The 23530-nt window shown below is 71.5% G+C and carries 22 protein-coding genes; 6 read left to right on the top strand and 16 right to left on the bottom strand.

The window, feature by feature from the left end:
• The first annotated feature begins 426 nt into the window (after positions 1 to 426).
• Together IE290_RS38105 and panB are read left to right on the top strand one after the other, a co-directional pair.
• Positions 427 to 1275: a helix-turn-helix domain-containing protein gene (locus tag IE290_RS38105; protein ID WP_229874867.1), complete on the top strand. Its 849-nt coding sequence runs from the start codon at positions 427 to 429 to the stop codon at positions 1273 to 1275.
• Positions 1276 to 1400: 125 nt separating this feature from the next.
• Positions 1401 to 2261 carry a 3-methyl-2-oxobutanoate hydroxymethyltransferase gene (gene panB, locus IE290_RS33550; protein ID WP_191248738.1) on the top strand — a complete coding sequence of 287 codons (861 nt, stop codon included), beginning with the start codon at positions 1401 to 1403 and terminating at the stop codon, positions 2259 to 2261.
• A 56-nt stretch (positions 2262 to 2317) separates the two neighbouring features.
• On the opposite strand, the gene IE290_RS33545 is transcribed toward panB, so the two are convergent.
• Genes IE290_RS33545 through IE290_RS33515 form a run of 7 tightly spaced genes read right to left on the bottom strand, consistent with a single transcriptional unit; the run spans position 2318 to position 9600 of the window.
• A complete protein-coding gene (locus IE290_RS33545) occupies positions 2318 to 3193 on the bottom strand; it encodes a cytochrome c oxidase assembly protein (protein WP_308431402.1) in 876 nt (291 codons plus the stop codon).
• Complete coding sequence (locus IE290_RS33540) at positions 3190 to 4143, bottom strand: undecaprenyl-diphosphate phosphatase (RefSeq protein ID WP_191248737.1); 954 nt, start codon at positions 4141 to 4143, stop codon at positions 3190 to 3192. The genes IE290_RS33545 and IE290_RS33540 overlap by 4 nt, the downstream gene beginning before the upstream one ends.
• Before the next feature lie 53 nt (positions 4144 to 4196).
• Positions 4197 to 5003, bottom strand: coding sequence for an ABC transporter permease (locus tag IE290_RS33535; protein ID WP_191248736.1), 807 nt, complete (start codon positions 5001 to 5003; stop codon positions 4197 to 4199).
• 10 nt (positions 5004 to 5013) lie between these two features.
• Positions 5014 to 5871, bottom strand: coding sequence for an ABC transporter permease (locus IE290_RS33530; RefSeq protein WP_191248735.1), 858 nt, complete (start codon positions 5869 to 5871; stop codon positions 5014 to 5016).
• Position 5872: 1 nt separating this feature from the next.
• Positions 5873 to 7084, bottom strand: coding sequence for an ABC transporter substrate-binding protein (locus IE290_RS33525; RefSeq protein WP_191248734.1), 1212 nt, complete (start codon positions 7082 to 7084; stop codon positions 5873 to 5875).
• A gap of 12 nt (positions 7085 to 7096) precedes the next feature.
• Positions 7097 to 8164 (bottom strand): ABC transporter ATP-binding protein, encoded by a 1068-nt coding sequence (locus IE290_RS33520; RefSeq protein ID WP_191248768.1) that lies wholly within the window; start codon positions 8162 to 8164, stop codon positions 7097 to 7099.
• A 5-nt stretch (positions 8165 to 8169) separates the two neighbouring features.
• Entirely contained in the window at positions 8170 to 9600 is a 1431-nt protein-coding gene (locus tag IE290_RS33515) for a gamma-aminobutyraldehyde dehydrogenase (protein WP_191248733.1), read from the bottom strand.
• A gap of 132 nt (positions 9601 to 9732) precedes the next feature.
• Here IE290_RS33515 and IE290_RS33510 point away from each other — a divergent pair, with 132 nt between their 5' ends.
• Both IE290_RS33510 and IE290_RS33505 read left to right on the top strand, forming a co-directional pair.
• Positions 9733 to 10476: a FadR/GntR family transcriptional regulator gene (locus tag IE290_RS33510; RefSeq protein ID WP_191248732.1), complete on the top strand. Its 744-nt coding sequence runs from the start codon at positions 9733 to 9735 to the stop codon at positions 10474 to 10476.
• A 34-nt stretch (positions 10477 to 10510) separates the two neighbouring features.
• Complete coding sequence (locus IE290_RS33505) at positions 10511 to 11239, top strand: cache domain-containing protein (protein ID WP_191248731.1); 729 nt, start codon at positions 10511 to 10513, stop codon at positions 11237 to 11239.
• On the opposite strand, the gene IE290_RS33500 is transcribed toward IE290_RS33505, so the two are convergent.
• The 3 genes from IE290_RS33500 to IE290_RS33490 are packed head-to-tail and all read right to left on the bottom strand — an operon-like array spanning position 11226 to position 13773.
• On the bottom strand, positions 11226 to 11999 hold the full coding sequence (locus IE290_RS33500) for a helical backbone metal receptor (protein ID WP_191248730.1): 774 nt from the start codon (positions 11997 to 11999) through the stop codon (positions 11226 to 11228). The two genes, IE290_RS33505 and IE290_RS33500, sit on opposite strands and share 14 nt — an antisense overlap.
• Positions 11996 to 12373: a DUF4326 domain-containing protein gene (locus IE290_RS33495; RefSeq protein WP_191248729.1), complete on the bottom strand. Its 378-nt coding sequence runs from the start codon at positions 12371 to 12373 to the stop codon at positions 11996 to 11998. Before IE290_RS33495 ends, IE290_RS33500 begins: the two co-directional genes overlap by 4 nt.
• Positions 12370 to 13773 carry an RNB domain-containing ribonuclease gene (locus IE290_RS33490; RefSeq protein ID WP_229874863.1) on the bottom strand — a complete coding sequence of 468 codons (1404 nt, stop codon included), beginning with the start codon at positions 13771 to 13773 and terminating at the stop codon, positions 12370 to 12372. The genes IE290_RS33495 and IE290_RS33490 overlap by 4 nt, the downstream gene beginning before the upstream one ends.
• A 125-nt stretch (positions 13774 to 13898) precedes the next feature.
• Between IE290_RS33490 and IE290_RS33485 the strand changes: the two genes are divergently transcribed.
• On the top strand, positions 13899 to 14861 hold the full coding sequence (locus tag IE290_RS33485) for an ATP-binding protein (protein ID WP_191248728.1): 963 nt from the start codon (positions 13899 to 13901) through the stop codon (positions 14859 to 14861).
• A gap of 21 nt (positions 14862 to 14882) precedes the next feature.
• A complete protein-coding gene (locus IE290_RS33480) occupies positions 14883 to 15275 on the top strand; it encodes an SCO5389 family protein (protein ID WP_191248727.1) in 393 nt (130 codons plus the stop codon).
• 52 nt (positions 15276 to 15327) lie between these two features.
• Here the strand turns inward: IE290_RS33480 and IE290_RS33475 are convergent, their stop codons facing one another.
• The 6 genes from IE290_RS33475 to IE290_RS33450 are packed head-to-tail and all read right to left on the bottom strand — an operon-like array spanning position 15328 to position 23525.
• Complete coding sequence (locus tag IE290_RS33475; protein ID WP_094006765.1) at positions 15328 to 15525, bottom strand: hypothetical protein; 198 nt, start codon at positions 15523 to 15525, stop codon at positions 15328 to 15330.
• A gap of 39 nt (positions 15526 to 15564) precedes the next feature.
• Positions 15565 to 16938 (bottom strand): hypothetical protein, encoded by a 1374-nt coding sequence (locus IE290_RS38620; protein WP_373300604.1) that lies wholly within the window; start codon positions 16936 to 16938, stop codon positions 15565 to 15567.
• 13 nt (positions 16939 to 16951) lie between these two features.
• Positions 16952 to 17950, bottom strand: coding sequence for a C40 family peptidase (locus IE290_RS33465; RefSeq protein WP_191248726.1), 999 nt, complete (start codon positions 17948 to 17950; stop codon positions 16952 to 16954).
• 3 nt (positions 17951 to 17953) lie between these two features.
• Positions 17954 to 18553 carry a hypothetical protein gene (locus IE290_RS33460; protein ID WP_191248725.1) on the bottom strand — a complete coding sequence of 200 codons (600 nt, stop codon included), beginning with the start codon at positions 18551 to 18553 and terminating at the stop codon, positions 17954 to 17956.
• Between the two features lie 5 nt (positions 18554 to 18558).
• On the bottom strand, positions 18559 to 20619 hold the full coding sequence (locus IE290_RS33455; protein WP_191248724.1) for a magnesium transporter: 2061 nt from the start codon (positions 20617 to 20619) through the stop codon (positions 18559 to 18561).
• On the bottom strand, positions 20616 to 23525 hold the full coding sequence (locus tag IE290_RS33450) for an ATP-binding protein (protein WP_191248723.1): 2910 nt from the start codon (positions 23523 to 23525) through the stop codon (positions 20616 to 20618). The genes IE290_RS33455 and IE290_RS33450 overlap by 4 nt, the downstream gene beginning before the upstream one ends.
• Positions 23526 to 23530 lie beyond the last annotated feature (5 nt).

Here is a 23530-nt window from a genome sequence, read left to right as displayed (position 1 = left end):
CAACCGCCGTCAGCCGTCAAGGAACGCGGGCCTGTTCGACAGCCCGCCACCCGACGCCAGGTGATCCCGCCGCTCCAGCCAGTCCCGCGCTGTCCCCCGCATCAGCCGGCCCAGGCAACGCCCGCAGCGAACCAGCCCCGGACATTCCCTAGTCGGCGGCCGGCCCAGGATCAGCGCGCGCCGGATGGACGCCCGCGGACTGCTCCGACTACGACAGTCCGCTCTGCAGCCTCCCGCCGACGGCGCCCGCCCGACGAGCAGCCTCTGGAGCGGGCCCCGAAAACTGTCGTACCCGGGAGGTAGCTTCGGCGCATGGTGGCCGTTCTTTCGATCGCTTCGCAGCCGGGGTTCGCTGTGCGTGTGGTCGAGTGCGATGGCCGGCACCGCGGGTGGTCGGGGCCCGAGGAGCGCACCTCGCCGGAACTGGTGCTCGTCCGGCGGGGGTGGTTCCGGCGGCGGACGCGGGACGGGGTCGTCGAGGCGGACCCGGCCGTCGGGTATTTCTCCCTGCCCGGCGACGAGGAAGCCTTCGCCCATCCCGGGGGTGGCGACGTCTGCACAGCAGTGCGGTTCACGCCCTCGCTGTGGGCCTCCCTCTTCGGCGAACGCCGACCGGCGGCCTCAGCCGTCTACGTCGATGCCGCACTCGAGCTCGCCCACCGGCGGTTCATCGCGGCCACCCGCCAAGCCGACGTCCACTACGCCCTGGTGGAAAACCTGCTCGCCCTCACGCAGGCCGCCATCGGCCAGGCCGGCACGACCACCGGCCGCAACATCGCCGCCCTCACGCAGGCCGCCCTCGGCCCGGCCGGCACGACCACCGACCGCGACATCGCCGTCCTCACGCAGGCCGCCCTCGGCCCGGGCGGCACGACCACGGACCGCGACATCGCCGGCCGCGCGCGGGTCGTCATCGGCCCAGGCCAGCGCCGCCGCGGCGACAGGCCCACCGACCGGGACGTCGTCGCGCGGGCGCGGGTCGCCATCGCCGAACAGCATCCGGCCGCCGGCACCCTCCTCTCCCTCGCCGAGCTGCTCCACATCTCGCCGTTCCGGCTCAGCCGGGCCTTCACTCGCGAGATGGGCGTGCCCCTCACGCGGTACCGCAACCGGGTTCGCGTCGGCCTGGTGATGGAGCGCCTCGAGGCCGGCGAAACGGACCTCGCGGGCCTCGCGGCCGACCTCGGGTTCGCCGACCAGGCCCACCTCACCCGCACCGTCAAACAACACGTCGGCCACCCACCCACGGCCCTGCGCCGCCTGCTGCGGGCCTGAATCTCCGTCGTGTGAAGCTCATCGCAGGCTCTTGGGGTCCGTTGTTCCCCGGTGTCACGCTGGGTTTCCCAGATCCACGACCCGGGGACCCGACGAGGGCCTCGAGGGAAGGACGGTCGACGAAGATGTCCACCAACAGCGGCGAAACCGCGGCCCCGTACGGCACCGGCGCGGCTTCCGGCGCCCCCGCCAAGAAGGTCCGCATCCCCCACCTGCAGGAACTCAAGCGCCGCGGCGAGCCGTGGCCCATGTTGACCACCTACGACATGTACACGGCGGAACTGTTCGACGAGGCGGGCATCCCGGTGCTCCTCGTCGGCGACTCGGCCGCCAACAACGTCTTCGGCTACGAGACCTCACTCCCGGTGACCGTCGACGAGCTCCTGCCGCTCGTCCGCGCCGTCACGCGCGCCACCAAACGCGCGCTCGTCGTCGCGGACCTGCCGTTCGGCTCCTACCAGCTCTCGCCCGAGCAGGCGCTGGCCACCGCCGTCCGGTTCATGAAGGAAGGGCGCGCGCACGCCGTCAAGCTCGAGGGCGGCCGCCGCTTCGCGCCGCACGTCGAGGCACTCACCGGAGCCGGCGTGCCCGTCATGGGTCACATCGGGTTCACTCCGCAGAGCGAGCACAACCTCGGCGGCTACCGGGTCCAGGGCCGCGGCGAGGCCGGCGCCGAACTGATCGCCGACGCCCTCGCGCTCCAGGAGGCCGGCGCGTTCGCCGTGGTCATGGAGATGGTGCCCGCCGAGGTGGCGAAGCAGGTCACGCACGAGCTGAAGATCCCGACGGTCGGCATCGGCGCCGGCCCGGACTGCGACGCGCAGGTGCTGGTGTGGCAGGACATGGCCGGCCTGCGCCGCGGCAAGGCGCCACGCTTCGTCAAGCGCTACGCCGACCTGGCGGGAGCCCTGTCCAACGCGGCGACCGCGTTCGCCGAGGACGTCCGGCGCGGCGAATTCCCGGCGCCCGAGCACGCCTTCCACTGAAACCCCGACGCCACGGCCTGCCGTTCGCGACACCCGCGAACGGCAGGCCGCCGCAGTCACCGGCCGCGTTCGAACCGTTCCGCGAGCACCGGATCGTTCTCCCACCACAAGCCACCCGTCCCAGGCTCGCGGTCCAGGATCTCCGCTTCCCCTTGGTCCGTTCGCAGCCAGCGGGTGAGCAGCGCTCCGACGAAGGGCAGGCCCGCCAGGTCCCCGCCGATCCACAGGATCCCCGCGCCGATGATCTGGTCGGTCCGCGCATCGGGGCCCCAGGTGCGGCCGAGCGCGTGGTAGTACCCGGCGGCCCGCAACGGCCCCAGCCACAGCACCAGCCCGAGTGCGGCGTCGACGAGAACCTCCGTGAAGCCGATGCCGAACGACACCAGGTGGTGGTCCTCCCGCGGCGTCGGGTCCACCCGCAGCCTCGTCCAGAAGTAGGTGAACCCGCACCCGACCAGCAGCAGCCGCACGACCTGGTCGATCGCGGCGTGACGCAGTGTCAGCTCGTAGAGCGGCGTCAGGTAGAGCACCAGCGGCGGCGCGATCAGCAGCACCGAGATCACCAGCGGGAACGTCAGCGCCCGCGCGGCCCGGCCGCGCCCCCACACCCGCAGCCGGCGGCTCGGCACGACCGCGAGCAGCAGCGTGACCGGCGCGCCCAGCGCGAGCAGCAACGGCGTGATCATCAACAGCACCACGACCTGCACCGCGCGCGGCCAGAACAGCACATCGTCGTACACGCCGGTGAACGAGCAGGTCACCAGGACCACGGTCGCCAGCCCGGACAGGAACGCCACCGTCCGCGACCGGGGCCACGACCGTGCCCGCCGCGCCGCCCACAGGTACCCGGCGCCGAGCACCGCGACGAACACGAGCGCGGGGACATCGGCCGTCCACGCGCTGAAGATCCGTTCCCCGGAAAGCGGAATCACGCCAGGAAATACGCGAGGCTGCCCAATCCGGCGACCACGCAATAAATCGCGAACGGGGTCAACGTGCGGGTTTCGAAATAGCGGGTCAGGAACCGCAGTGCGAGGTACGCCGCCACGCCGGCCACCAGGCTGCCCACCAGCGCGGGGCCCAGCGACGCGGAGTTCGCCGGGGTGAACAGCGACGGCAGCTTCAGCACGCCAGCCGCCAGGATCACCGGCGTGGCCAGCAGGAACGCGAACCGCGCAGCGTCCTCGTGCGACAGGCCGCGCCGCAGGCCCGCGACCATCGTGATGCCGGAGCGGCTGATGCCCGGGAACAACGCCAGGATCTGCGCCGCCCCGATCAGCACCGCCTCGCCGACACCGAGCCGGGCCAGGCGGCGGTCGGCCGCCTCCTCGGCGCGGACGATCCGGATCGGCATCGTGATCTCCGCCGAAAAGTCCCGCGTCACCTCGGTCGGCTCGGGCACCGGCGCGACCGGGACCGGACGGCGCGCGGAACGTGCGGACCGCTCCACCGCCAGCAGCACGACCCCGTTCAGCGCCAGGAAGATCGCAGTCGGCACCGGTTTGCCCAGCACATCACGGAGCGCCCGCTCCAGCAGCAACCCGGCCACGCCGACCGGGATCGTCGCCAGCACCAGCAGCCACGCCAGCCGCTGGTCCGGATCGGACACGCGGCGGTCGCGCACCGAAGTCCACAACCCGCGCACGATGCGCACCCAGTCGCGCCGGTAGAAGACCACCAGCGCGAGTGCGGTCGCGACGTGCATCGCGACCAGCACCGCCAGGTACGGCGACTCCCCGCCCATGCTCAGGTCACGCGACCACGAACCGCCCAGCCAGGCCGGAATCAGGATGCTGTGCCCGAGGCTGGACACCGGAAACAATTCCGACACACCCTGCAAAGCGCCGACGACAATCGCCTCGAAATACGTGACAGCGGACATCGCGGACCTCTTTTCCGACCGCCGGAAACCGTCCGCTGAAAATACCCGAGGCCCTAGAGCCGCCCGCCGCTGGCCGTGTCTCCGGACAGCCGCTGCGCCAGGTACACCGGCACGGTCGACACGACGATCAGCACCGCGGCGACCACGTTGACCACCGGGGCCTGGTTGGGCCGGAACAGGTTGTCCAGGATCCAGATCGGCAGCGTCTGCAACCCGGCGCCGAGGGTGAACGTGGTCACGATGATCTCGTCGAACGACAACGCGAACGCCAGCAGGCCGCCGGCGAGCAGCGCCGATCGCAGCATCGGGAACGTGACCAGCCGAAACGTGGTGATCCCGTCGGCGCCGAGGTCCATCGACGCCTCCTCCAGGTTCCCGCCCATCCGCCGCAGCCGCGCGACGACGTTGTTGAACACCACGACGATGCAGAACGTGGCGTGCGCGACGATCGCGGTGAACAGGCCGAGGTCGACACCCAGGATCGTGCGGAACGCGTTGTTCAGCGCGATGCCGGTGACGATGCCGGGCAGCGCGATCGGCAGGATGATCAGCAGCGACACCGTGTCCTTGCCGAAGAACCGGTACCGCTGCAGCGCGAACGCCGCCATCATGCCGAGCACCAGCGCGATCGCGGTGGCCGCGAGCCCGGCCTGCAGGCTGGTCAGCAGCGCCCGCAGCACGCCCTCGTTCTCCGCCGCGCGGCCCCACCACTCCAGCGTGAACCCCGACGGCGGCCAGCCGAACGTGGTGTCGCTGTTGACCGAGTTCAGCAGCACCACCAGCAGTGGCACGTAGATCACGGCGAGCCCGAGCACCAGCGCGGCGAGCAGGACGTACTTGGTCTTCTTGGAAAGCATCATCTTCGACCGCCTAGAGGTTGTCGAGCGCGCCCGTGCGGCGGACGGCGGCGAGGTAGACGAGCATGATCACGACCGGCACCGTCGCGACCGTCGCCGCGAACGGGAGGTTGTTCGCCGCGCCGATGTTGTCGTAGACGACGTTGCCGAGCATCTGGTTGGCGCCGCCGACGATCTTGACGGTGATGTAGTCGCCGAGGGTCAGCGAGAAGGTGAAGATCGACCCGGCCACGATCGCGGGGAACGTCAGCGGCAGCACCACCGACCGGAACGTCCGCCACGACCGTCCACCCAGGTCGCTCGAGGCCTCGACCAGCGAGTTCGGCAGCCGGTCCAGTCCCGCGTAGATCGGCAGGATCATGTACGGCAGCCACAGGTAGGACAGCGTGAGGATGGTGGCGGTCAGGCCGTAGCCGGGGGTGGCGCCGAAGAGCCACCCGACCAGCCCGTTGCCGGACAGCATGACCCGCCACGAGTACGCCTTGACCAGGTAGCTGGCCCACAGCGGCGTCATCACCGCGATCACCAGGATCCGCTGCGCCCGCGGTGAGGCGAACTTGGCCATGTAGAAGGCCATCGGGAACGCGATGACGGCGTCGATCACCGTCACCGCCACCGCGATCCCGAGCGTGCGGAACGTGATCGTGCGGTAGACCTCGTCGGTGAACAGGGTGGCGAAGTTGTCCAGCGACCACTCGGTGACGACCTGGCCGGTGAACGTGTCGGTGTGCCAGAAGGCGGTGACGAACAACGCCGCCAGTGCGCCGAGGTAGGCCAGGCCGAGCCAGAGCAGCGGCGCGCTGAGCAGCATGCCCAGCCGCAGCCTGGGTTTGCGGTAGAGGAATCCCGACACACTGGCGGCGATGCTCATGTCAGCCCTTGATCTCCGTCCACGCGCGAGTCCACTCGCCGTAGTCCTTGCACTTGACGTCGGTGCGGCCGTCGACGCACTGCGCGATCGGCGTGGTCCAGTACCAGATCTGGCTGGCGTAGGCGGCGTCACCGGCGTGGTAGGTCTCGCAGTGCTTGGCGTCCGCGGTCTGCGCGCAGGCCTTCGGGTTGGCCGGCGCCTCGCCGAAGTACTCGGCGACCTTGGCGTTCGCGGTCGGCGAGACGATGTGGTCGAGCCACTTGTAGGCGCAGGTCTTGTGCGGCGACTTGGCCGAGACCATCCAGGTGTCCGACCAGCCGGTGGCGCCCTCGACGGGCAGCGTGGACTCCAGCGGCGCGCCCTCGGACTTGGTCAGGTTGACCGTCACCTGCCACGCGGTGCCGATGACGGCGTCGCCGTTCTTCAGCGCCTGGCTTTCCTTGAGGTAGTCCGACCAGTACTCCGACACCAGCGGGCGCTGCTGCTTGAGCAGGTCGACCGCGGCCTGGAACTGCTTGTCGTCCAGGGCGTAGGGGTTCTTGATGCCCAGTTCCGGCTTGGTCTTCATCAGGTACAGCGCGGCGTCGGCGATGTAGATCGGCGAGTCGTACGCGGTGACCTTGCCCTTGTACGGCGAGTTCGCGTCGAACACCACCGACCACGAGGTGGGCGCGGGGTTGACCTTGTCGGTGCGGTAGGTCAGGACGTTGGCGCCCCAGCCGTGCGGCACGCCGTAGGACACGTTGTTCACGCTGTTCCACGGCTTGTTCTTGAGGAAGTCGTAGACGTCGGCGTAGTTCGGGATGAGGCTGGTGTTGACCGGCTCGGTGTCGCCGGCGGCGATGAGCCGCAGCGAGGCGTCACCGGAGGCGGAAATGACGTCGTACTGGCCGGTCTTCATGAGGCTGACGGCCTCGTCGGAGGTGCCGAAGGTCTTGACGTTGACCTTGCACCCGGTGGCCTGCTCGAACGGGGTCACCCAGTCGACGTTCGGGTCGTTGGACCCGTTCTCCGCGTAACCGGGCCAGGCCAGGATGTTCAGCGCGCCCTCGGGCTGACCGAGCTGGGAGAGGGCTTCGAGCTTGGGCGGGGTGAAGCCCTGCCCGCCCGCGCTGGACGAGCTGGACGAGGTGCTCGACGTGCCGCAGGCCGCCACGGCGGTCCCCGCACACATCAGCCCCGCGATCAAGCGCAGGGTCCGGCTGTTGCGCATCTGGTTGGCTCCTTACTCGGTGATGCGGAAGTTGTGCTCTTGCCGCCAACACAGGCGGACGCGGTTGTCGGCAAGTTCGAGGGGGGCGCCGGCGTTCTGCCGGACCACCGAGAGCTGTCCGCCGACGTCGAGCGCCACCACGTAACGGACCGTGGCGCCGGCGTAGGAGGTGCTGGTGACGGTGCCCGTCGCGGAAACCTCGCCCACGGCGGCCGGCTGCGACAGGTCGGGGTCGATGCGGATCTTCTCCGGCCGGATGCTGAACACGCCGCGCGTGCCGAGCACCGCCTCGGCGCTGTCGCCGGACAGCAGGTTCGAGGTGCCGACGAACCCCGCGACGAACGCCGTGGCCGGCTTCTCGTACACCTCGCTGGGCGTGCCGACCTGCTCGATCCCGCCGGTGTTGAACACCGCGATCCGGTCGCTCATGGTCAGCGCCTCGTCCTGGTCGTGCGTGACGAAGATGAACGTGATGCCGACGTCGCGCTGGATCTGCTTCAGCTCGGTCTGCATGGCGTGCCGCAGTTTCAGGTCCAGCGCGCCCAGCGGTTCGTCGAGCAGCAGCACCTTGGGGCGGTTGACCAGCGCGCGGGCGAGCGCGACGCGTTGCCGCTGCCCACCGGACAGCTGCGTGGGTTTGCGGCTCTCGAACCCTTCCAAGTGGACGGTCCGCAGCGCCTCGCGAGCGCGTTCGCGGCGCTGCGCGCGGGGCACCTTCTTGACCCGCAGCCCGTACTCGACGTTCTGCTGCACGGTCATGTGCGGGAACAGCGCGTAGTCCTGGAACACGGTGTTGACGTCCCGCTCGAACGGCGCCAGCCGGGTGACGTCGCGGCCGGCCAGTTCGACGGTCCCGGACGTGGGCAGCTCGAACCCGGCGATCATGCGCAACACGGTGGTCTTGCCCGACCCGGACGGGCCGAGCATCGAGAAGAACTCGCCCTGCGCGATGTCCAGGTCGACGCCTTCGACGGCGACGACGGATCCGAACTCCTTGCGCAGGCCGCGCAGGCGGATCGCGCTCGTGGTCTCGGCCGGGGCGGTCTTCTCGGCCAGGGTGGGGGCTTGGTTCGGCGACATGTCGATCACTGCGCTCCCCATGCCGTCATGACGTGCTTGACGCGGGTGTAGTCCTCGAGCCCGTACAGCGAGAGGTCCTTGCCGTAGCCGGACTTCTTGAACCCGCCGTGCGGCATCTCCGCCACCAGCGGGATGTGCGTGTTGATCCACACGCACCCGAAGTCGAGCTTGGCGGACAGCCGCATCGCGCGGCTGTGGTCGGCGGTCCAGATCGACGACGCCAGCCCGTACTCGACCCCGTTGGCCGCGGCCAGCGCCTCGTCGTCGCCAGTGAACCGCTGCACGGTGATGACCGGGCCGAACACTTCGTTCTGCGAGATCTCGTCGTCCTGCCGGACACCGGAAACCACCGTCGGCTCGAAGAAGTACCCCTCGTCGCGAGCGCGCTTGCCTCCGGTGTGGACGGTCGCGTGCCCGGGCAGCCGCTCGATGAACCCGGCGACCTTCGCGAGGTGACCGGCGCTGTTCAACGGCCCGTAGAGCACGTCGGGGTCGTCCGGAAGGCCGGTCTTGGTCGCCTCGGCGTGCCGGGTCAGCGCGGCCACGAACTCGTCGTGCACGTCGTCGTGGACCAGCACCCGGGTGGCGGCGGTGCAGTCCTGGCCGGCGTTGAAGAACCCGGCGCCCGCGATGGTCTCGGCCGCGTTCTCCAGGTCGGCGTCGGGGAAGACGATCACCGGCGCCTTGCCGCCGAGTTCCAGGTGCACGCGCTTGAGGTCGGCGGCCGCGGAGCCGGCGACCTCGATGCCGGCGCGGACCGAGCCGGTGATCGACACCATCGCCGGGATGTCGTGCTCGACCAGGGCGCGGCCGGTGTCCCGGTCACCGCAGACGACGTTCAGCACGCCCGGCGGCAGGAACTCGGCGGCGATCTCGGCGAGGAGCACGGTGGACGCCGGGGTGGTGTCGGCGGGCTTGAGCACCACGGTGTTCCCGGCGGCCAGCGCGGGCGCGATCTTCCAGATCGCCATCATCAGCGGGTAGTTCCACGGCGTCACCTGGGCGCACACCCCGATCGGCTCGCGCCGGACGTAGGAGGTGTGCCCGGTGAGGTACTCACCCGCGGCGCGGCCCTCCAGGGCGCGGGCGACCCCGGCGAAGAACCGCAACTGGTCGATGACCACCGGGATTTCCTCGGCCGTGGTCACGGCCAGCGGCTTGCCGGTGTTCGCCGATTCGACGCGGACGATCTCGTCGGCCCGCCGCTCGACCGCGTCGGCGATCTTCAGCAGCGCGACCTGACGGTCGCCGGGCGTGGTCTCGCGCCACTGCTCGAAGGCCCGGGCCGCGGCGCGCAGGGCCCGGTCCACGTCCTGCGCGCCGCCGACGGGCGCGGTGCAGTACGGCCGGCCGGTGACCGGATCGATGATCTCGGCGACGGCTCCGTCCGCGGAATCCGCGAGTTCGCCGTCGATGAAGTGCTTCAGCTGGTGCACGGGCAGGCTCCTGGCTCAGCGGGGACGGTGCGGGTCGGTACCCCGATGGCCGGAAAACATATAAGACCATATTTCATAGGACAAGTCTTTGAGGCAGGATTGTTCGCGGCGGTACCCGAAAGAAGGAGCCCGATGCGAAGGCCGTTGACGTCCCCCAGCGCGCGATCAGTCCTGTTCGCGCCCCTGGACCAGACAGGGCGGGCCGAGCTCGTCGCCCGGCGGCTGGTGGACGCGATCACGCTGGGTGTCCTCGCCGACCAGGAGCAACTGCCGAGCGAGGCCGAGCTCGCCGAGCAGTTCGGGGTGTCGACCGTGACCGTGCGGGAGGCGCTGGTGGCCCTGCGTCAGCAGGGTCTGGTGCAGACGAAGCGGGGCCGTGGCGGCGGCAGCTTCGTCTGCGCGCCGCCGGAGGAGAACGACGAGACTTGGCGGGCGCGACTGCGCGAGGTCTCGCTGAGCGAACTGCGGGACATCGGCGACGACTACGTCGCGATCGCGGGCGCCGCCGCCCGGCTGGCCGCCGAACGCAGTTCCACCGAGGACATCGCCCGCGTCCAGATGGCCGCCGAGGACCTGGACGGCGCGGTCGGCACCGCGGCCGCGCGCGCGGAGCGGCAGTTCCACCTGGAGGTCGCCGCCGCGTCCCAGTCCCCGCGGCTCACGCACCAGGAGATCCGGTTGCAGAGCGAACAGGGCGCGCTGCTGTGGCTGCCGCTCGGGCACCACGATCCGGTGACGGCGTGCACCGAGCACCGGGCCATCGCCGCGGCGATCGCCCAGGCCGACGGCGAATTGGCACGCAAGCTGACCGAGCAGCACATCCTGGACACCATCGACCGATTGGGTGAGGTGCATCTTGACCTACTCGGGTCCTAAGCTTCGACACCTCGACTACACCAGGGGCGGCATCGTGAACGACACGCTGGCCGGCGAGGACATCGCCGAAGAGGTGTCCGGCATCGTCGAGGGCGTCTTCGGCCGGCTGGCGCCGGCCGTGGCCGCGGCCACCGCGATCCTCGGCAGACCGGGCCCGGTCCGTGCCGCCGACCTGGACGCGCTGCGGCCGGACGTGATCGCGGCGCTCGGCGAACGCATCGTCGGGGCCGGGTTCATCGCCGCCCCGGACGCCCTGGCCGACCAGCGCTTCGGCTTCGAATGGTGGACGTGCACGCCGGGCGGGCCGCCCGCGCAGCTGTTCATCAGCCTCGACCCGGCCAGCGACCACTTCCTGGACTACACGCGGCAGTCCTGGTTCACCGTGCCGCGCGACTCCGGCCGACGGCACATCACCGGCCCCTACGTCGACTACCTGTGCACCGACGAGTACACGCTGACCTTCACCGTCCCGGTGCTGCGGGACGGCGCGTTCGCCGGGGTCGTCGGGGCGGACGTGTTCGTCCACGAGTTCGAGCGGCTGCTGCTGCCGAAGCTGCGCCGCGTCGACGGCCGGGCCGCGGTGATCAACGCGCAGGGCCGGGTGATCGCCGCGAACACCGCCCGCCAGGCGACCGGCTCGCTGGTGCGGAATCCGGACATCGCGTCCTGGTGGAACGCCGGAGCACGTCCGGTGCACGACGCGGACACAGTGCTGCTGCGCTGCGGCGACGCGCCGATCGCCCTCCTGGTCACCAGGCGCTGAACGCCGCGGACAGCTCGCGGTGGGCGTCCACGAGGGACGGTCCGTACCAGGTGAGGTAACGCCCGGAGATCAGCACGAACGGCACGTGCGGGAACGCCTCGGGGCCGTCGGTGTCGGTGAACAGGTACGGCTCGTCGGGCAGCACCAGCAGATCGGCCCCGCCTTCGGTGAACCGCGCCCGCAGCTCGTCGATCTTCGGCCGGGGGTAACGGTCTTCGTGGCCGGCGTAGACGTTCGCGATGCCCAGCCGGTGCAGCACGTCGCCGCCGAAGGTGTCCCGTCCGAGCACGATCCACGGTTTGCGCCAGACCGGGACGACGGCGCGGGCGCGCTCGGGTTTCGTCTCCCACCACAGCTCTTCGGCGGTGACCAGCCAGTCCGGTTCGGACACTTCCAGCGCCTGGGTCAGCAGGCGGCGCAGCGACGCCAGCGCGTGCGGCACGGTCGCCGGCGCCTCCATCACCCACACCGGGACGCCGTTGGCGCGCAGCCGTTCCACGTCCTCCGGCCGGTTCTCCTCGGAGTTGGCCAGCACGAGGTCCGGGCGCAGCGCGAGGACGTCGTCGACCTTCGGGTACTTCGACCCGCCCACCCGGGACACCTCCAGGCGGTCCGGGTGCGTGCAGTAGTCGGTGGCGCCGACGATGCGGCCGGGCGCGCTCTCCTCGACCGCCTCCGTCAGGGCCGGGACCAGCGACACCACGCGCTGGGGCACTCCGCGCAGCGGCACGTCCTCGCCGAGGTCGTCGAACAGCGTCATCGTTTCCCTTCGAGGTGTTCCAGCAGGACGTCGCCGTGGCACGGCTGCGGCGCGCACCAGCAGCCGAGCGCCCGCCCCGCCAGTTCGTCGAGCCGGTCCAGCAGGTCCGGCCGCCCGTCCAGGTACTCGCGGTAGTGCCGCAGCATCGCCTCGCGGTCCTGCTTGGCCTCCTTGACGAACGGGTTCGCGAACGGCGACTCGGGCCAGGAGTGCCGGTTGCCCTTGTGGCCGATGTAGGTGATCAGGTCCTGCTCCACGAGCCACGGCACGAGGTGCCGGTGCGGCCCGGACTTCCGCACGTTGACGAGCACCGCGTGGCCCTCCCGCACGCGCCGCGCCAGCTCGCGCTCCTCGTCGGTCCAGTCGTCGGTCATGCCCGCTCGAACGACACCTTCCGCTTGTCGACGTCCACCGCGGTGAGCCGGACCGTGATCCGGCGGCCCTCCGGCAGGTTCTCCCCCGCGCACCGCGCCATCACCGGCGGGTCGGCCAGCATGATCTCCGCGCGGTTCTCCTCCGCCCGCAGCACGACCGCCTCGAACACCTCGCCGACGCGGTCGGCCAGCATCCACGCCTCGACCTGGTCCAGGCAGGCCTTCTCGACCCGCGCGGCGAGCAGGTCGGAGGCGTTCATCAGGCCGGGCAGCTCGGTCAGCGCCGTGCGGGCCCACGCCGGGACCGGCTCGTCCGCGCTGACGGCCAGGCAGACTTCGGTGGCGAACCGGTCCGCCAGCCGCCGGATGGGCGCGGTGACGTGCGCGTACGGGGCGCCGATGCCCGCGTGGGTGACGACCTCGGGCAGCTCGCCGTCGAAGGCGGTGTAGCCGGCGCCGCGCAACAGGCGGGTGGTGTCGGTGTAGAAGGCCATCGACTCCGGTTGCGCCGGGTCGAGCCCGGCCAGCAGCTCGGCGACGCTGGTCCCGGCAGGCCAGTCGATGCCCAGCGCGCGGGCCGCGCCACGCAGCCAGTCGAGCGTTTCGGCGTCCGGCTCGGGCAGGGTGCGCAGCAGGCCGATCTTCGCGCCGATCATCATCTCCGCCGCGGCCATGCCGGTGAGCAGGGAGATCTCGGCGTTCCAGGCTTCCAGTCTGGTGCGCGGCCGCATGCCGAGCACCCAGTCGCCGCCGTTCGCGCCGATGATCCGGTCCGGCAGCTGCGGTTCGACCGCGCCCCGGCGGACGGCCAGCTCGCGGCGGAGCGTGCCCAGCTCGGGCAGGGCGGCGATGGACGGGTGCGGCGCGGCCGGGTCCTCGGTCGCGTAGTCGAGTTGCTCGGTGGAACGGACGAGCGCGCGGCGCACGGTGGCGTGCCTGAGTTCGCCGTCGCGGTCGAGGTCCAGGGACCACAGCACGGCGGGCCGGACCTCGCGCGGCAGCAGGCTCGCGGCGCCCTCGGACAGCACCGGCGGGTGGAGCGGCACGGTGCCGTCGGGCAGGTAGAGGGTCTGGCCGCGGCGGCGCGCCTCGCGGTCGATCGGCCCGCCCGGCGTGACGAACGCGGCGAGGTCGGCGATCGCGTAGTGCACCCGGAAGCCGTGGGCGCGCCGCTCGATCAGGATGGCCTGGTCGAGGTCCTTCGCGCCCGGCGGATCGAGCGTGACCAGGGGCAGGTCGGTGGCGTCGGCGCGGTCGGCGGCGAACTCGGACGGATCCATCACGACGCCCTCGGCCTCGGCCAGGACGGCCGGGTCGAAGTCCTCCGGCAGCTCGAACTCGGCGCGCAGCCGGGCGAAGCCGCCGTCCGCCGAGTTCGTGCTGGTCACGACGTGGTGCACACCTAGACCCTAACGCGGTATCGCCGGTTCGGTCGCCCGTTCGGGGTTGAGCCGGACGGGTGTATCTTGCCCGCACACCACCGAAAAGCGATATCGTTTTCAACTGGATGAAGGGTGCGCACACTGTGAAAGTCGCCTTTGTCGGCAAGGGCGGAAGCGGGAAGACGACGCTGACCTCGCTGTTCGCCGCATACCTCACCGGTTCCGGGCGCCCCGTCCTGGCCATCGACGCCGACATCAACCAGCACCTGGCCGTCGCGCTGGGCGCGTCCGCCGAGGAGGCGGCCGCGCTGCCGACGCTCGGCGAGCACCTCCCCCTGATCAAGGACTGGCTGCGCGGCGACAACCCGCGGATCCCCAGTGCCGACGCGATGATCAAGACGACCCCGCCCGGACGCGGCTCGCGGCTGGTGCGGCCGTTCGAGGACAACCCGGTCTTCGACGCGTGCTTCCGCGACGTCGCCGGGGTGCGGCTGGGCGTGACCGGGCAGTTCACCGAGGACGACCTCGGCGTGGCCTGCTACCACTCGAAGGTCGGCGCGGCGGAGCTGCTGCTGAACCACCTGGTCGACGACGCCGGCGAGTACGTGGTGATGGACATGACCGCGGGCGCCGACGCGTTCGCCTCCGGCCTGTTCACGCGGTTCGATGTGACGTTCCTGGTGTGCGAGCCGACCCTGCGCAGCGTCGGCGTGTACCGGCAGTACGCCGAGTACGCGCGGGACTTCGGCGTGCGGCTCGCGGTGGTCGGGAACAAGGTCACCGACGACGAGGACGTCGAGTTCCTGCGCGACCAGCTGGGTCCCGACCTGCTGTGCTGGCTGACCGGGTCGTCGCACGTGCGGGCCGCCGAGCGCGGCCGGACCCGGCCGATCACCGCGCTGGAGCCGCACAACCTGGACGCGCTGGCCACCATCCAGTCCACTGTGGATGCCACTCCGCGGGACTGGGCGAAGTTCCACCGCCAGGCGGTCGAGTTCCACCTGCGCAACGCCCGGTCGTGGGGCAACGAGCGCACCGGAACCGACCTGGCCGCGCAGGTGGACCACGAGTTCGTGCCCGGCCCGCCCGCGCTGGCCGGGGCGTAGGAAGAAATCGAAAGGAGCATGATGTCCCTCGATGTACCCGCCGACCTGCTCGCCCGCGCCGAATCCGGTGAGGTGAGCGACGCCGAGTTCGTCGCCTGCGTGCGCGACTCGCTGCCCTACGCGTGGCAGGTGATCAGCGAAGTGGCCGCGGACCTCGAGGGCGGCGCCGCCGACTTCGCCGACCACGCGACCCCGCCGCCGAGCGAGAAGGAGCGGGGCCAGCTGCTGCGGGCGCTGGCTTCGGACGCCATCCGCGGTGGGCTGGAGCGGCACTTCGGCATGAAGCTGGCGTTCCAGAACTGCCACCGGGTCGCGGCCTTCCGCCCGGCCGCCGTCGACAGTGAGACCTACCGGGAGTTCATCTCGCCGGCCGGCCAGCTGCGCAACCAGAGCCCCGCCCTGCGGGACTGCTGACGGTTGTGTCAGGAGCCCCGGACCTGCGTGGTCCGGGGCTCCTGCTCGTCGGTCAGCGCCACTTGGCGTCTTCCTCGTCGGCCTTCTTGGTGCGCTCACGCGCGATCTCGAGCGCCCGGCGGGCGGTGGCCTCGTCCGGGTACGGCCCGAGAAGATCGATGGACCGCGACCGCTCGAGGTGCTCGACCTCGCCGGTGCGAGTGTTGTAGTACCAGCCCTGGTCCGGGTTCGGGTCCTTGCTCTTCGCCATGGTTCGAGCTTCGCACCAGTGCGCGGGCCGCGCCAGCGGTCAGGGGCGGTAGCGGTACGGCAGTTCGGTCGGCTGGCCGGTGGGGCCGAACTCGTGCTCCGGCTGGTCCGGTTCGAACCAGTCGCGGTTCACCTTGGGCGTGCCCTGCGGCGGCGTCGGCTCCGGGTCGTGCCTGGTGAGGCCGCCGAGCGGGATGCCGGCCGCCGGGGTGGGCTGCGGTTGCGGGGGCAGCGGCTCGGTGAAGCGCGCGGGTTCCTCGGGAGGCTCGATCGTGCGCCAGGCCTGCGGGTTGGTCACCCGAGGGGCCGCCTCGGGCGACGGGGTGGGGCCCGTGCCGGAGGGGCCAGCCGCCGGGGCGGCCTGAGGGCCGCCGGGCACCGCCGGGCCGGCCTGCGAAGCGCCGGGCGCCGCCGAGGCGGCCTCGGGGCCACCGAACGTCGCCGGGCCGGGCTGCGAAGCACCGGACGCCGCTGCTCCCGGGCCGGCCTCGGGCACTCCGGGGATCGCCGAGGCAGCCTGCGGGCCACCGCCCGCCACCGAGCCGGCCTGCGAAGCACCGGGCGTCGATGCTCCTGATCCAGCTTCGGGTACTCCGGGCGCCGCCGAGGCGGCCTCGGGGCCACCGCCCTCCACCGGGCCAGCCGGAGAAGGCCCTTGCGCCGCGGTGGCGGCGTGGGGGCCGCCGGGCACCGCCGGGCCAGCCTCGGGCATTCCGGGCACCGCCGGGCCGGTCTGGGGGCCACCCGGCACCGCGGGGGCGGCCGGCGAAGCACCCGGGCCCGTGCCGGGGGGTGTGCGGGGTGCGGCGAGCTTCTTCGGCGGCTCCGGCAGCGGCGGCACCTCCGGCGAGGGCGTCGTCGGCGTGGTCCGCCACACCGGCGCGGGCGGGATGATCATCGGTGCGGCCCGTGGGGCGTCCGGGTCCGGGGCCGGCGCCGCCTCGCGGCGAGCCTGCCCGCGCGGCGGGATCGGGTCCAGGCAGGGCACCAGAACCGTGGTGTTCTCCGGCTCCTCGACCTTCCGCCCGCTGCGCTCGCGGTAGACCATGTCGCCGTCCGCGTCGATCTCGACCAGGTAGCCGACCTCGGCGAGCTGCTCCTCGTCCAGGTCGACGAGCTTCTCGTAGCGCGAGGGGACCGTGCGGTAGATCGGCCACGACAGCGACCGGTGCGTCTGGTGGAACTGCGCCAGCAACCCGGCCATCTGCTGCTGCCACGGCAGCGACATCGACTCCGCCAGCGAACGCGGCAGCACGACGTAACCCTCGTCCACACCCGGCAGCCCCTGCGACAGGTAGTCGGACAGGGGCGTGCTCGACGCGGGCGGCCCCGAGCGCGGCGGGGGCGGCGGGGCGCCGAACAGGTCGTTCAGCTGTGCCGGCTTCTTGTTGCGCTTACCGAACTTCTTCGCCACGGGGCATCACCTTCTACACGCCGGGCCGGACTGCCTGCGGCACAAGCTCGTCTTCGTTCCAGGAGACCTTCCGGGTGTGCACCGGCACGCCGGTCTGCTGGGCCTCCACGATCTTCCCGTCGCCAAGGTACATCGCGACGTGGTGGATGGTCGCCGGGTTCGACGGGTCATACGCCCAGAAGAGCAGGTCACCGGGCTGGGCGTCACGCACCGGAAGCATCGCGCCGTTCTTGTACTGGTCCCGCGACACCCGGCTGAGTGTGATGCCCGCCGCCTCGTACGCGCGCAGCATCAGGCCGGAGCAGTCGTAGGAGTTCGGGCCCGTCGCGCCCCACACGTACGGCTTGCCCTGCTCCCCCAGCGCGAACCGGATCGCGGCGGCCGCGGCGTTGTTGGTCGGCAGCACCAGCCCCGCGCTCTCACCGCAGCCGACCATGTCCGCGACCTGGCCGAGGTTTTCCACCAGGTGGGCCGCCATCTGCTCCCACTTGTGGTAGCGCTCGGGGAACGCCGACCGCTCGACGTCCTGCGCCGAGGCACCCGGGCGCTGCTTGTCCCAGTCCGGCACGGTGAGCAGGACGTTGTAGAACTTGTTGATCTGGTACGGGATGTCCTGCAGCTGCGCCGGCGTGCCCCAGCCCATCGACGGCCGCATCTGGAAGATGCCCAGCGAGTCGCGGTCACCGTAGTTCAGGTTGCGCATGCCGGACTCGGTCATGCCGGCCTGGATGGCGATCTGCCACGCCCGCGGCGACAACCCGCGTTGTTTGCCGATTTCGATGATCTGGCTGATGATGTACCGCTGCTCGTCGTTGAGCCTCGCGGCCTGTGCGGCGCCCTGGTCGCTGCCGGGCACGCTCGGGCCGATCGCCGCGTCGCAGCTGACGTTGCTGTAGGCGGCCTGCATCTGGGCCTGCTGCTGGTCGGTCACCACCTTGGTGACCACACCGACGGTCGCGACCCCCGCGAAGAGAACGGCGACGAGAACGCCGACGAGGACACCGAGCCGCATGGGTCAGCTCGCCTGGTCGTAGCCGGTGACGAGCCAGCCGGACGGCGTCTTCGCCACGGTGATCGACAGTTTCGGGCCGTCCGTGGGGACGAGCACCTCGACGGAACTGGTGTAGGACTTGGTGACGGTGGGCTCGCCGGTCACCCGGGTGGCCGGGATGTTCGCCGGGTCCACAGTGGACATCTCCGGCAGGTACTCCTCCGTCGTGAGTGGACGCAGGCCCTCCAGCCACTGGGCGTTGGTGATGCCGGCCGGGTGGGTGGCCCACGCGGTGGCCCACTGCTTGGCGATCTGCAGGGCCGCCGGGTCCGGCGCGGCGGAGGTCGGCTGGAGCAGCGGCGCGGTGAGGCGGGTGGACATAGGGGTCGACGTGGTGCCGCTCGGCGCGCTGGTCGTGGTGCCGCCGCCGGGGTCCTGGATGCGGACCGGCGTCGGGCCGGATTTGTTGGGGTTGCCCAGCAGCTGCGGCACGACGATGCCGATGGCGACGATCAGCACGATCACCGCGACGGCCGTGCCGACAAGGTGGGCCGGCGAGCGCAGCGGGAAGCCCCAGATGCGGCGGTAGACGGCGGCGCGGCCGCGGTTGGTCCGGATCGGCATCTACATCACCGCACGATCCGGTCGGTGTCACGGGAGTCGTCGCGCACCTCGAGCCCGCGGGAGGGCCGGTACAGCACGTGGACCGGCTTGCCGCCGACGAGTTCCCGCCCGGCGCGGCGCGGTTCCGGCCGCTGCGCCGGGGTGGCGCTCATGCCCGGCCGCGAGATGCGCGACGGGACGACGACGGGGTCGGGTTCGTCCCAGCCGCGGTCGTAGACGGGCGAGGTGTCCACCCGGCGGCTGGGCCGTTGCGCGACTGGCGGCACCCAGCCGTCCGAACGGCGCGTGGTGCCCGGCGGGGCGGAGTAGACGAACGCGTCCGGGTCCGCGCCTTCGGGTGCGTAACCGGCGAAGGCGGGCTGGTTGCCGCCGCCGGCGGGCAGGCCGGGCCTGGCGTGTCCGGGCAGCGCCGGCCCGCCGCCGGGCCAGGGCGCGCCGGACCAGGCGGCCGCCGGGCGGGCGGCCATGGCACCGGCGCCGTCGAGCCGCTGGGCGGTGGCGAAGACGGTCGCCTCGGGACGCCCACGGCCGGCGGATCCGGTCGGGCTGGCGACCTCGCTCTCCTCGCTCTCGCGGACGCTCTCCCAGAACTCGTCCTGCGGAGTGGGCCCCTGCTTCTTGCGGAAGCGGCTGAACAGGCCGCCGCTGGGGGCCGGAATGGAGGACCCGACCATGCCGACGGACATCTCGACCATCTGCCAAAGCCGGCGAACCGGCCGCCCGACGAGGAAGAGCAGGACGGTCACCAGGCCCGCCATGACCATCTGGGTGAGGATCGAGAGCGAGTTCCCCGCGGCAAAGATGGCCTGCAGCAGCAGGGCGTGCACGCCGGCGAGCACGGAGAGGACGAGCAGGTTGAAGCCCACCGCACCGAGCAACCGCGCCACGCGACGCAGGATGTCGTGGTGCAGCAGCGCGACGAGTCCGATCAGGGGCGCGGTGAGCACGAAGAGCCGGATGAGCACCTGCGCCAGCAGAACGGACGCCTTCGCCAGCAACTGGAACAAGGCGTAGACCAGGCTCTGGCCGAGCGCGAGGAAACCCGACCCGGTGCGGCTGCCGCCTTCACCCGTGAAATAGGGAGTCGCCGGGCCGAGCTGGGTCGAGATGTTCTTGTAGGCCGCCTTCTTGGCGTCGACGACTCCCTGGTTCGCGTCGTCACCGTTGCGGATCTGGGTCCACGTGAAGGCCTGTGCGTCCAGCAACGGCCGGCCGAACTGTTGCGCCTGTGGGGAATCCGTCGCCCCGAACTCACCCCGCAGCCAGTTGTTGTAGATGACCTGGTTGTGCAGGTCGGTCGGCAGGACCTCCCAGATGACGCGGTTCTCGGAGTCGTCGATGAACCCGGCCTGGATGTTCGTCGAGGTCTTGACGATGGCGTTGTCCAACGGCTCCAGGTATCTCAGCATCGCCATCGACGACGCCGCGAGCCAGACCGCGGCGAGGGCGTAGAGGCCGCGTTTGCCGACCGCCGCGAGGTCGCCACGCCAGATGTTGCGGAACATGACGATCGCCAGCAGGAGCGCCACGAGGCCGAACAGCTGGGCGTAGATGTTGTTGTAGACCTTCTCCGCGCCCGACTTCACGGCACCGTAGATCGGGTTCAGCAGACCACCTTCGAGCACGGTGTAGTGCAGGGAGTTGGTCGCACCGACGATGTTCTTGCCGATGTTGAAGGCCTGGTTGCCGGCCCACGTGTCGATCGTCGTGTTGGGACTGGTGATTCCCGACAGCGGCCCGCAGTCGGTCTGGTAGACGTACCAGACCATGCCCGCGTAGCTGTAGTCGTAGTACGCGCTGCCCGCCTCACCGTGACTGCGCGGCGGATCCAGCGCGCCGACGAGCCCCGAGCCCGGTCGCTCCGGGATGGGTGCGTCTCCACATGCCGCGGCGGAGGCTGATGGCGCCATGACCGTCGTCTGGAACCCCATCAGCAGGGCGACCGCCACCACGGCCGCCCAGCGGGGTGGTCTCTTCCGGCGGCTCCCGCGGGTCTTCAGGCCCCTTCGGAGGGCATGCCAGCTTCCGGCCACGGCCAGCACGCTCAGGACCGTCACGAGCGTCATGCGGCGTCCCAGCCGCCGCGCTTGCCCGCGCCCGCTCGTTCGCCCGCGCGCTCGTCCGAGCCGGACCCGTTGCCCGAACCCGGCACGTCCTCGGCCAGGATCTGCTCCTCCGTCAGGCCCAGGTCGCGCTCGGCGGCCAGCTCCAGGTCCGGCTCCAGCTCGTCGTCCGGTGGCGGGGCCGCCACGTGCTGCTGCTCGCGCGGCGGGTCCTCGTCCCGGGCGTGCGTGTCCGCAGGCAACGCGTCCTTCGAACCGGGCGTCGTGTCCAGGGCCGCGCGCAGGTGGGCCAGGTGCGGGCCGGAGAAGTCCACCCGGATCCGCTCCACCCCGCCGGCACCGTCGCCGAAGATGAACTGCCTCGGCTCGCGGTCGCGCTCCAGGCCGCGCTGCGCACCGGGCCGGCGGCCGAGTGACGCGACCACCTGCTCGTACCCGACGCCGACCGGTACCTTCAGCAGCCGCAGCGCGTCGGCCTGCGCCTCGTCGTCGTCGAGGCGCCCGACGAACACCGAGTCCAGCAGCGCGACGAAACCCTGGATCTTCAGGAAGTCCGCCGGGATCTGCGAGGACAGCAGCACCCGGACGTTCCACTTCCGCGAGTCACGCGCGAACCGGTTCATCAGCACGCGCCCGGTCGGCACCTCGGACAGGAAGAACGCCTCGTCGATCCACACGCCCTTGCGCAGGTCCTTGGGCTTTTCGTACACCGACCGCTGCGTCAGCCACGCGGCCAGGTTCAGCATCTCGACACCGAGCGCCTCGGCGTCGGTCCAGTGCTCGCGGCCCACGCCGTCCTTGGGCAGCGTCAGCCCGGCCATCGTCAGCACCGTCAGCCGGTCGTCGCGCGTCTCCGAGTACGGGTCGGCGTCGTTCTCCGGGATCAGCAGCGACATGCGCTCGCGCATCTCGTCCAGGAAGTCCGCCACGACCACCGCGTGCTCGTGGTGCTCGCTGGAGTCCCGGCGCAGCGCGTCGATCACCTGGCCCGGGTCAGCGTCGTACCGGCCGCCGACCGCGCGCACCGCCCGCAGCAGCACGATCCGGCTCTGCGGCATCCGCGCGACCTCGTACGGCAGCACCCCGGTGAGCACGTCCAGCACGAGCCGCCGCCGGGTCGCGCCGGCCAGCGCCCGCTCGCGCCGCCACGCCCGCTCCGGGTCCTCCTCGTCCATGAAGTGCTCGAGCAGCGGCTCGGCCACCACGCGGTAGGGGTTGAGGATGCCGGGTTGTGCATTCAGCAAGTTGATCGGCCGCGCGTACGGCCGGATCTCCGGCAGGTCGCACAACCGGGACAGCGGGCCGGACGGGTCCAGCAGCGTCCAGTGCGCCCCGGCGCGCAGCGTCTTGTAGACGATGCCGCCGCCGAGGAACGACTTGCCGCCACCGAGACCGGCGACCATCGCGGTCAGACCGGACCCGTCGCGGATCTCCTGCGCCATCCACGGGTCCCAGGCCACCGGGCGCCGGGTCGCGGTGACTGTCTCGCCGAGCAGGATGCCGCGCCGGTCGCCCACCTCGGCCGTCGCCGTCGGCACCGCCGCCGCGGCCCAGACCACCGAACCGCGGCGCATGTAGGCCGAGGAGGACAACGGCTCGCCCGGGATGAACTCCCGCGCCAGCGCGTACTGCGCCTCGGGGTGTTCGATCGCGATCTTCGGCTTGTACAGGTCGAGCAGCTGCTGCGCCAGCCGCAACGCCTCGCGCTCGGTGTCGCCGGACACCGCCAGCCGCCACCACGACCGCACCCGGGTCGCCAGCGCCGTGAAGCCCGACGTCATCTCGTCGTCGATCTCGAGCACGCGGGTCGCCTGCCGCGCCAGCGACTGCGGCGGCTCCAGCTCGTGCTCGTCGGTGTAGTGCTTGACCTGCGAGCGCACCTTGTTCATCTGGCGCTGCAGCTCGCCGGCCACCTCTTCCGGGCGGCGCACGTAGATGCGGGCCGACCACTCGACCGAGGCCGGCAGCCGGTCGGCGTGCTGCACCCACGGGTCGTCGACCTCGGGGATCTGCAGGCCGTGCATCTGGCCCACGGTCAGCACCGCGAGGTGCCGCTGAACCCCGGCGTTGGACCCGGTGCGGCCGCGCACGGTGAGCGTCGGCGCGTAGGGCTCGGCGTGGAAGTCCGCCGCGTCGGTGAAGCTGGCCAGGTCCTCCGGCTCCCAGGCCGCGCCGGGCACGGCGGGCAGGTGCCGGGGCGCGGGCAGGCCCAGCGAGCACGAGCGGTGCATCAGCCAGGTCATCTCCTCGGCGTGCACCGGGCGGCCCTCCAGGCCGGACGACCCGATCACCTGGTCCAGGTGCTCGACCTCGGAGTCCAGCGCGGCCAGCTCGGCGTCGACGGCCTCGGGCAGGATGCGGCGCAGCAGCGGGGCGGCGCGCTCCACCGCGCGGTCGACCACGCGCCGGGTCTGCACCTGGACGCCGATGTAGACCTCTTTCTCCGCCATCGACCGGCCGAGCAGCTGCTGCTGCTCACCGATCAGGTAGTCGTCGAACGACAGCGCGCCCGGCACGTCCGGCGGGCGGCGGATGGCGTTGTGCACGTGCGCCTCGGCCCACATGCGGATCGGGTACGGCCGGGTGGTGACGCGCAGGTGCAGCCAGCGGCCCTGCAGCTCGGCGTACTGGCCGGCGATCGCGGCGATCAGGTCGCGCCGTTGCGAGTCCGACCGGAACGACCACCGCTGCGGCGCCAGCCGGTACCAGGCGTAGACCTCGTTCTCGGTGCGCACCAGGTGCCCGTCGATGGTGCGCAGCGCGATCGACGGGGTGTAGCTGGGTATCGCCTGCTCACCGGGCAGCCGGCGGCCCTGCTTGCCGGGGGCGCGACCCGGTTGCGGCGGCCACTGCGCAGCCCCGCTGGGGTCGGACTTCCCGGCCTTCCGGCGTCCGCCGCTTCCGAACAACCTCT

This window comes from Amycolatopsis deserti (genome assembly GCF_014653945.1).
GTDB classification, from domain to species: Bacteria; Actinomycetota; Actinomycetes; order Mycobacteriales; family Pseudonocardiaceae; genus Amycolatopsis_E; species Amycolatopsis_E deserti.
The sequence above is the reverse complement of the archived record's forward strand: the minus strand, read 5'-3'. Positions and strand labels throughout refer to the sequence as shown.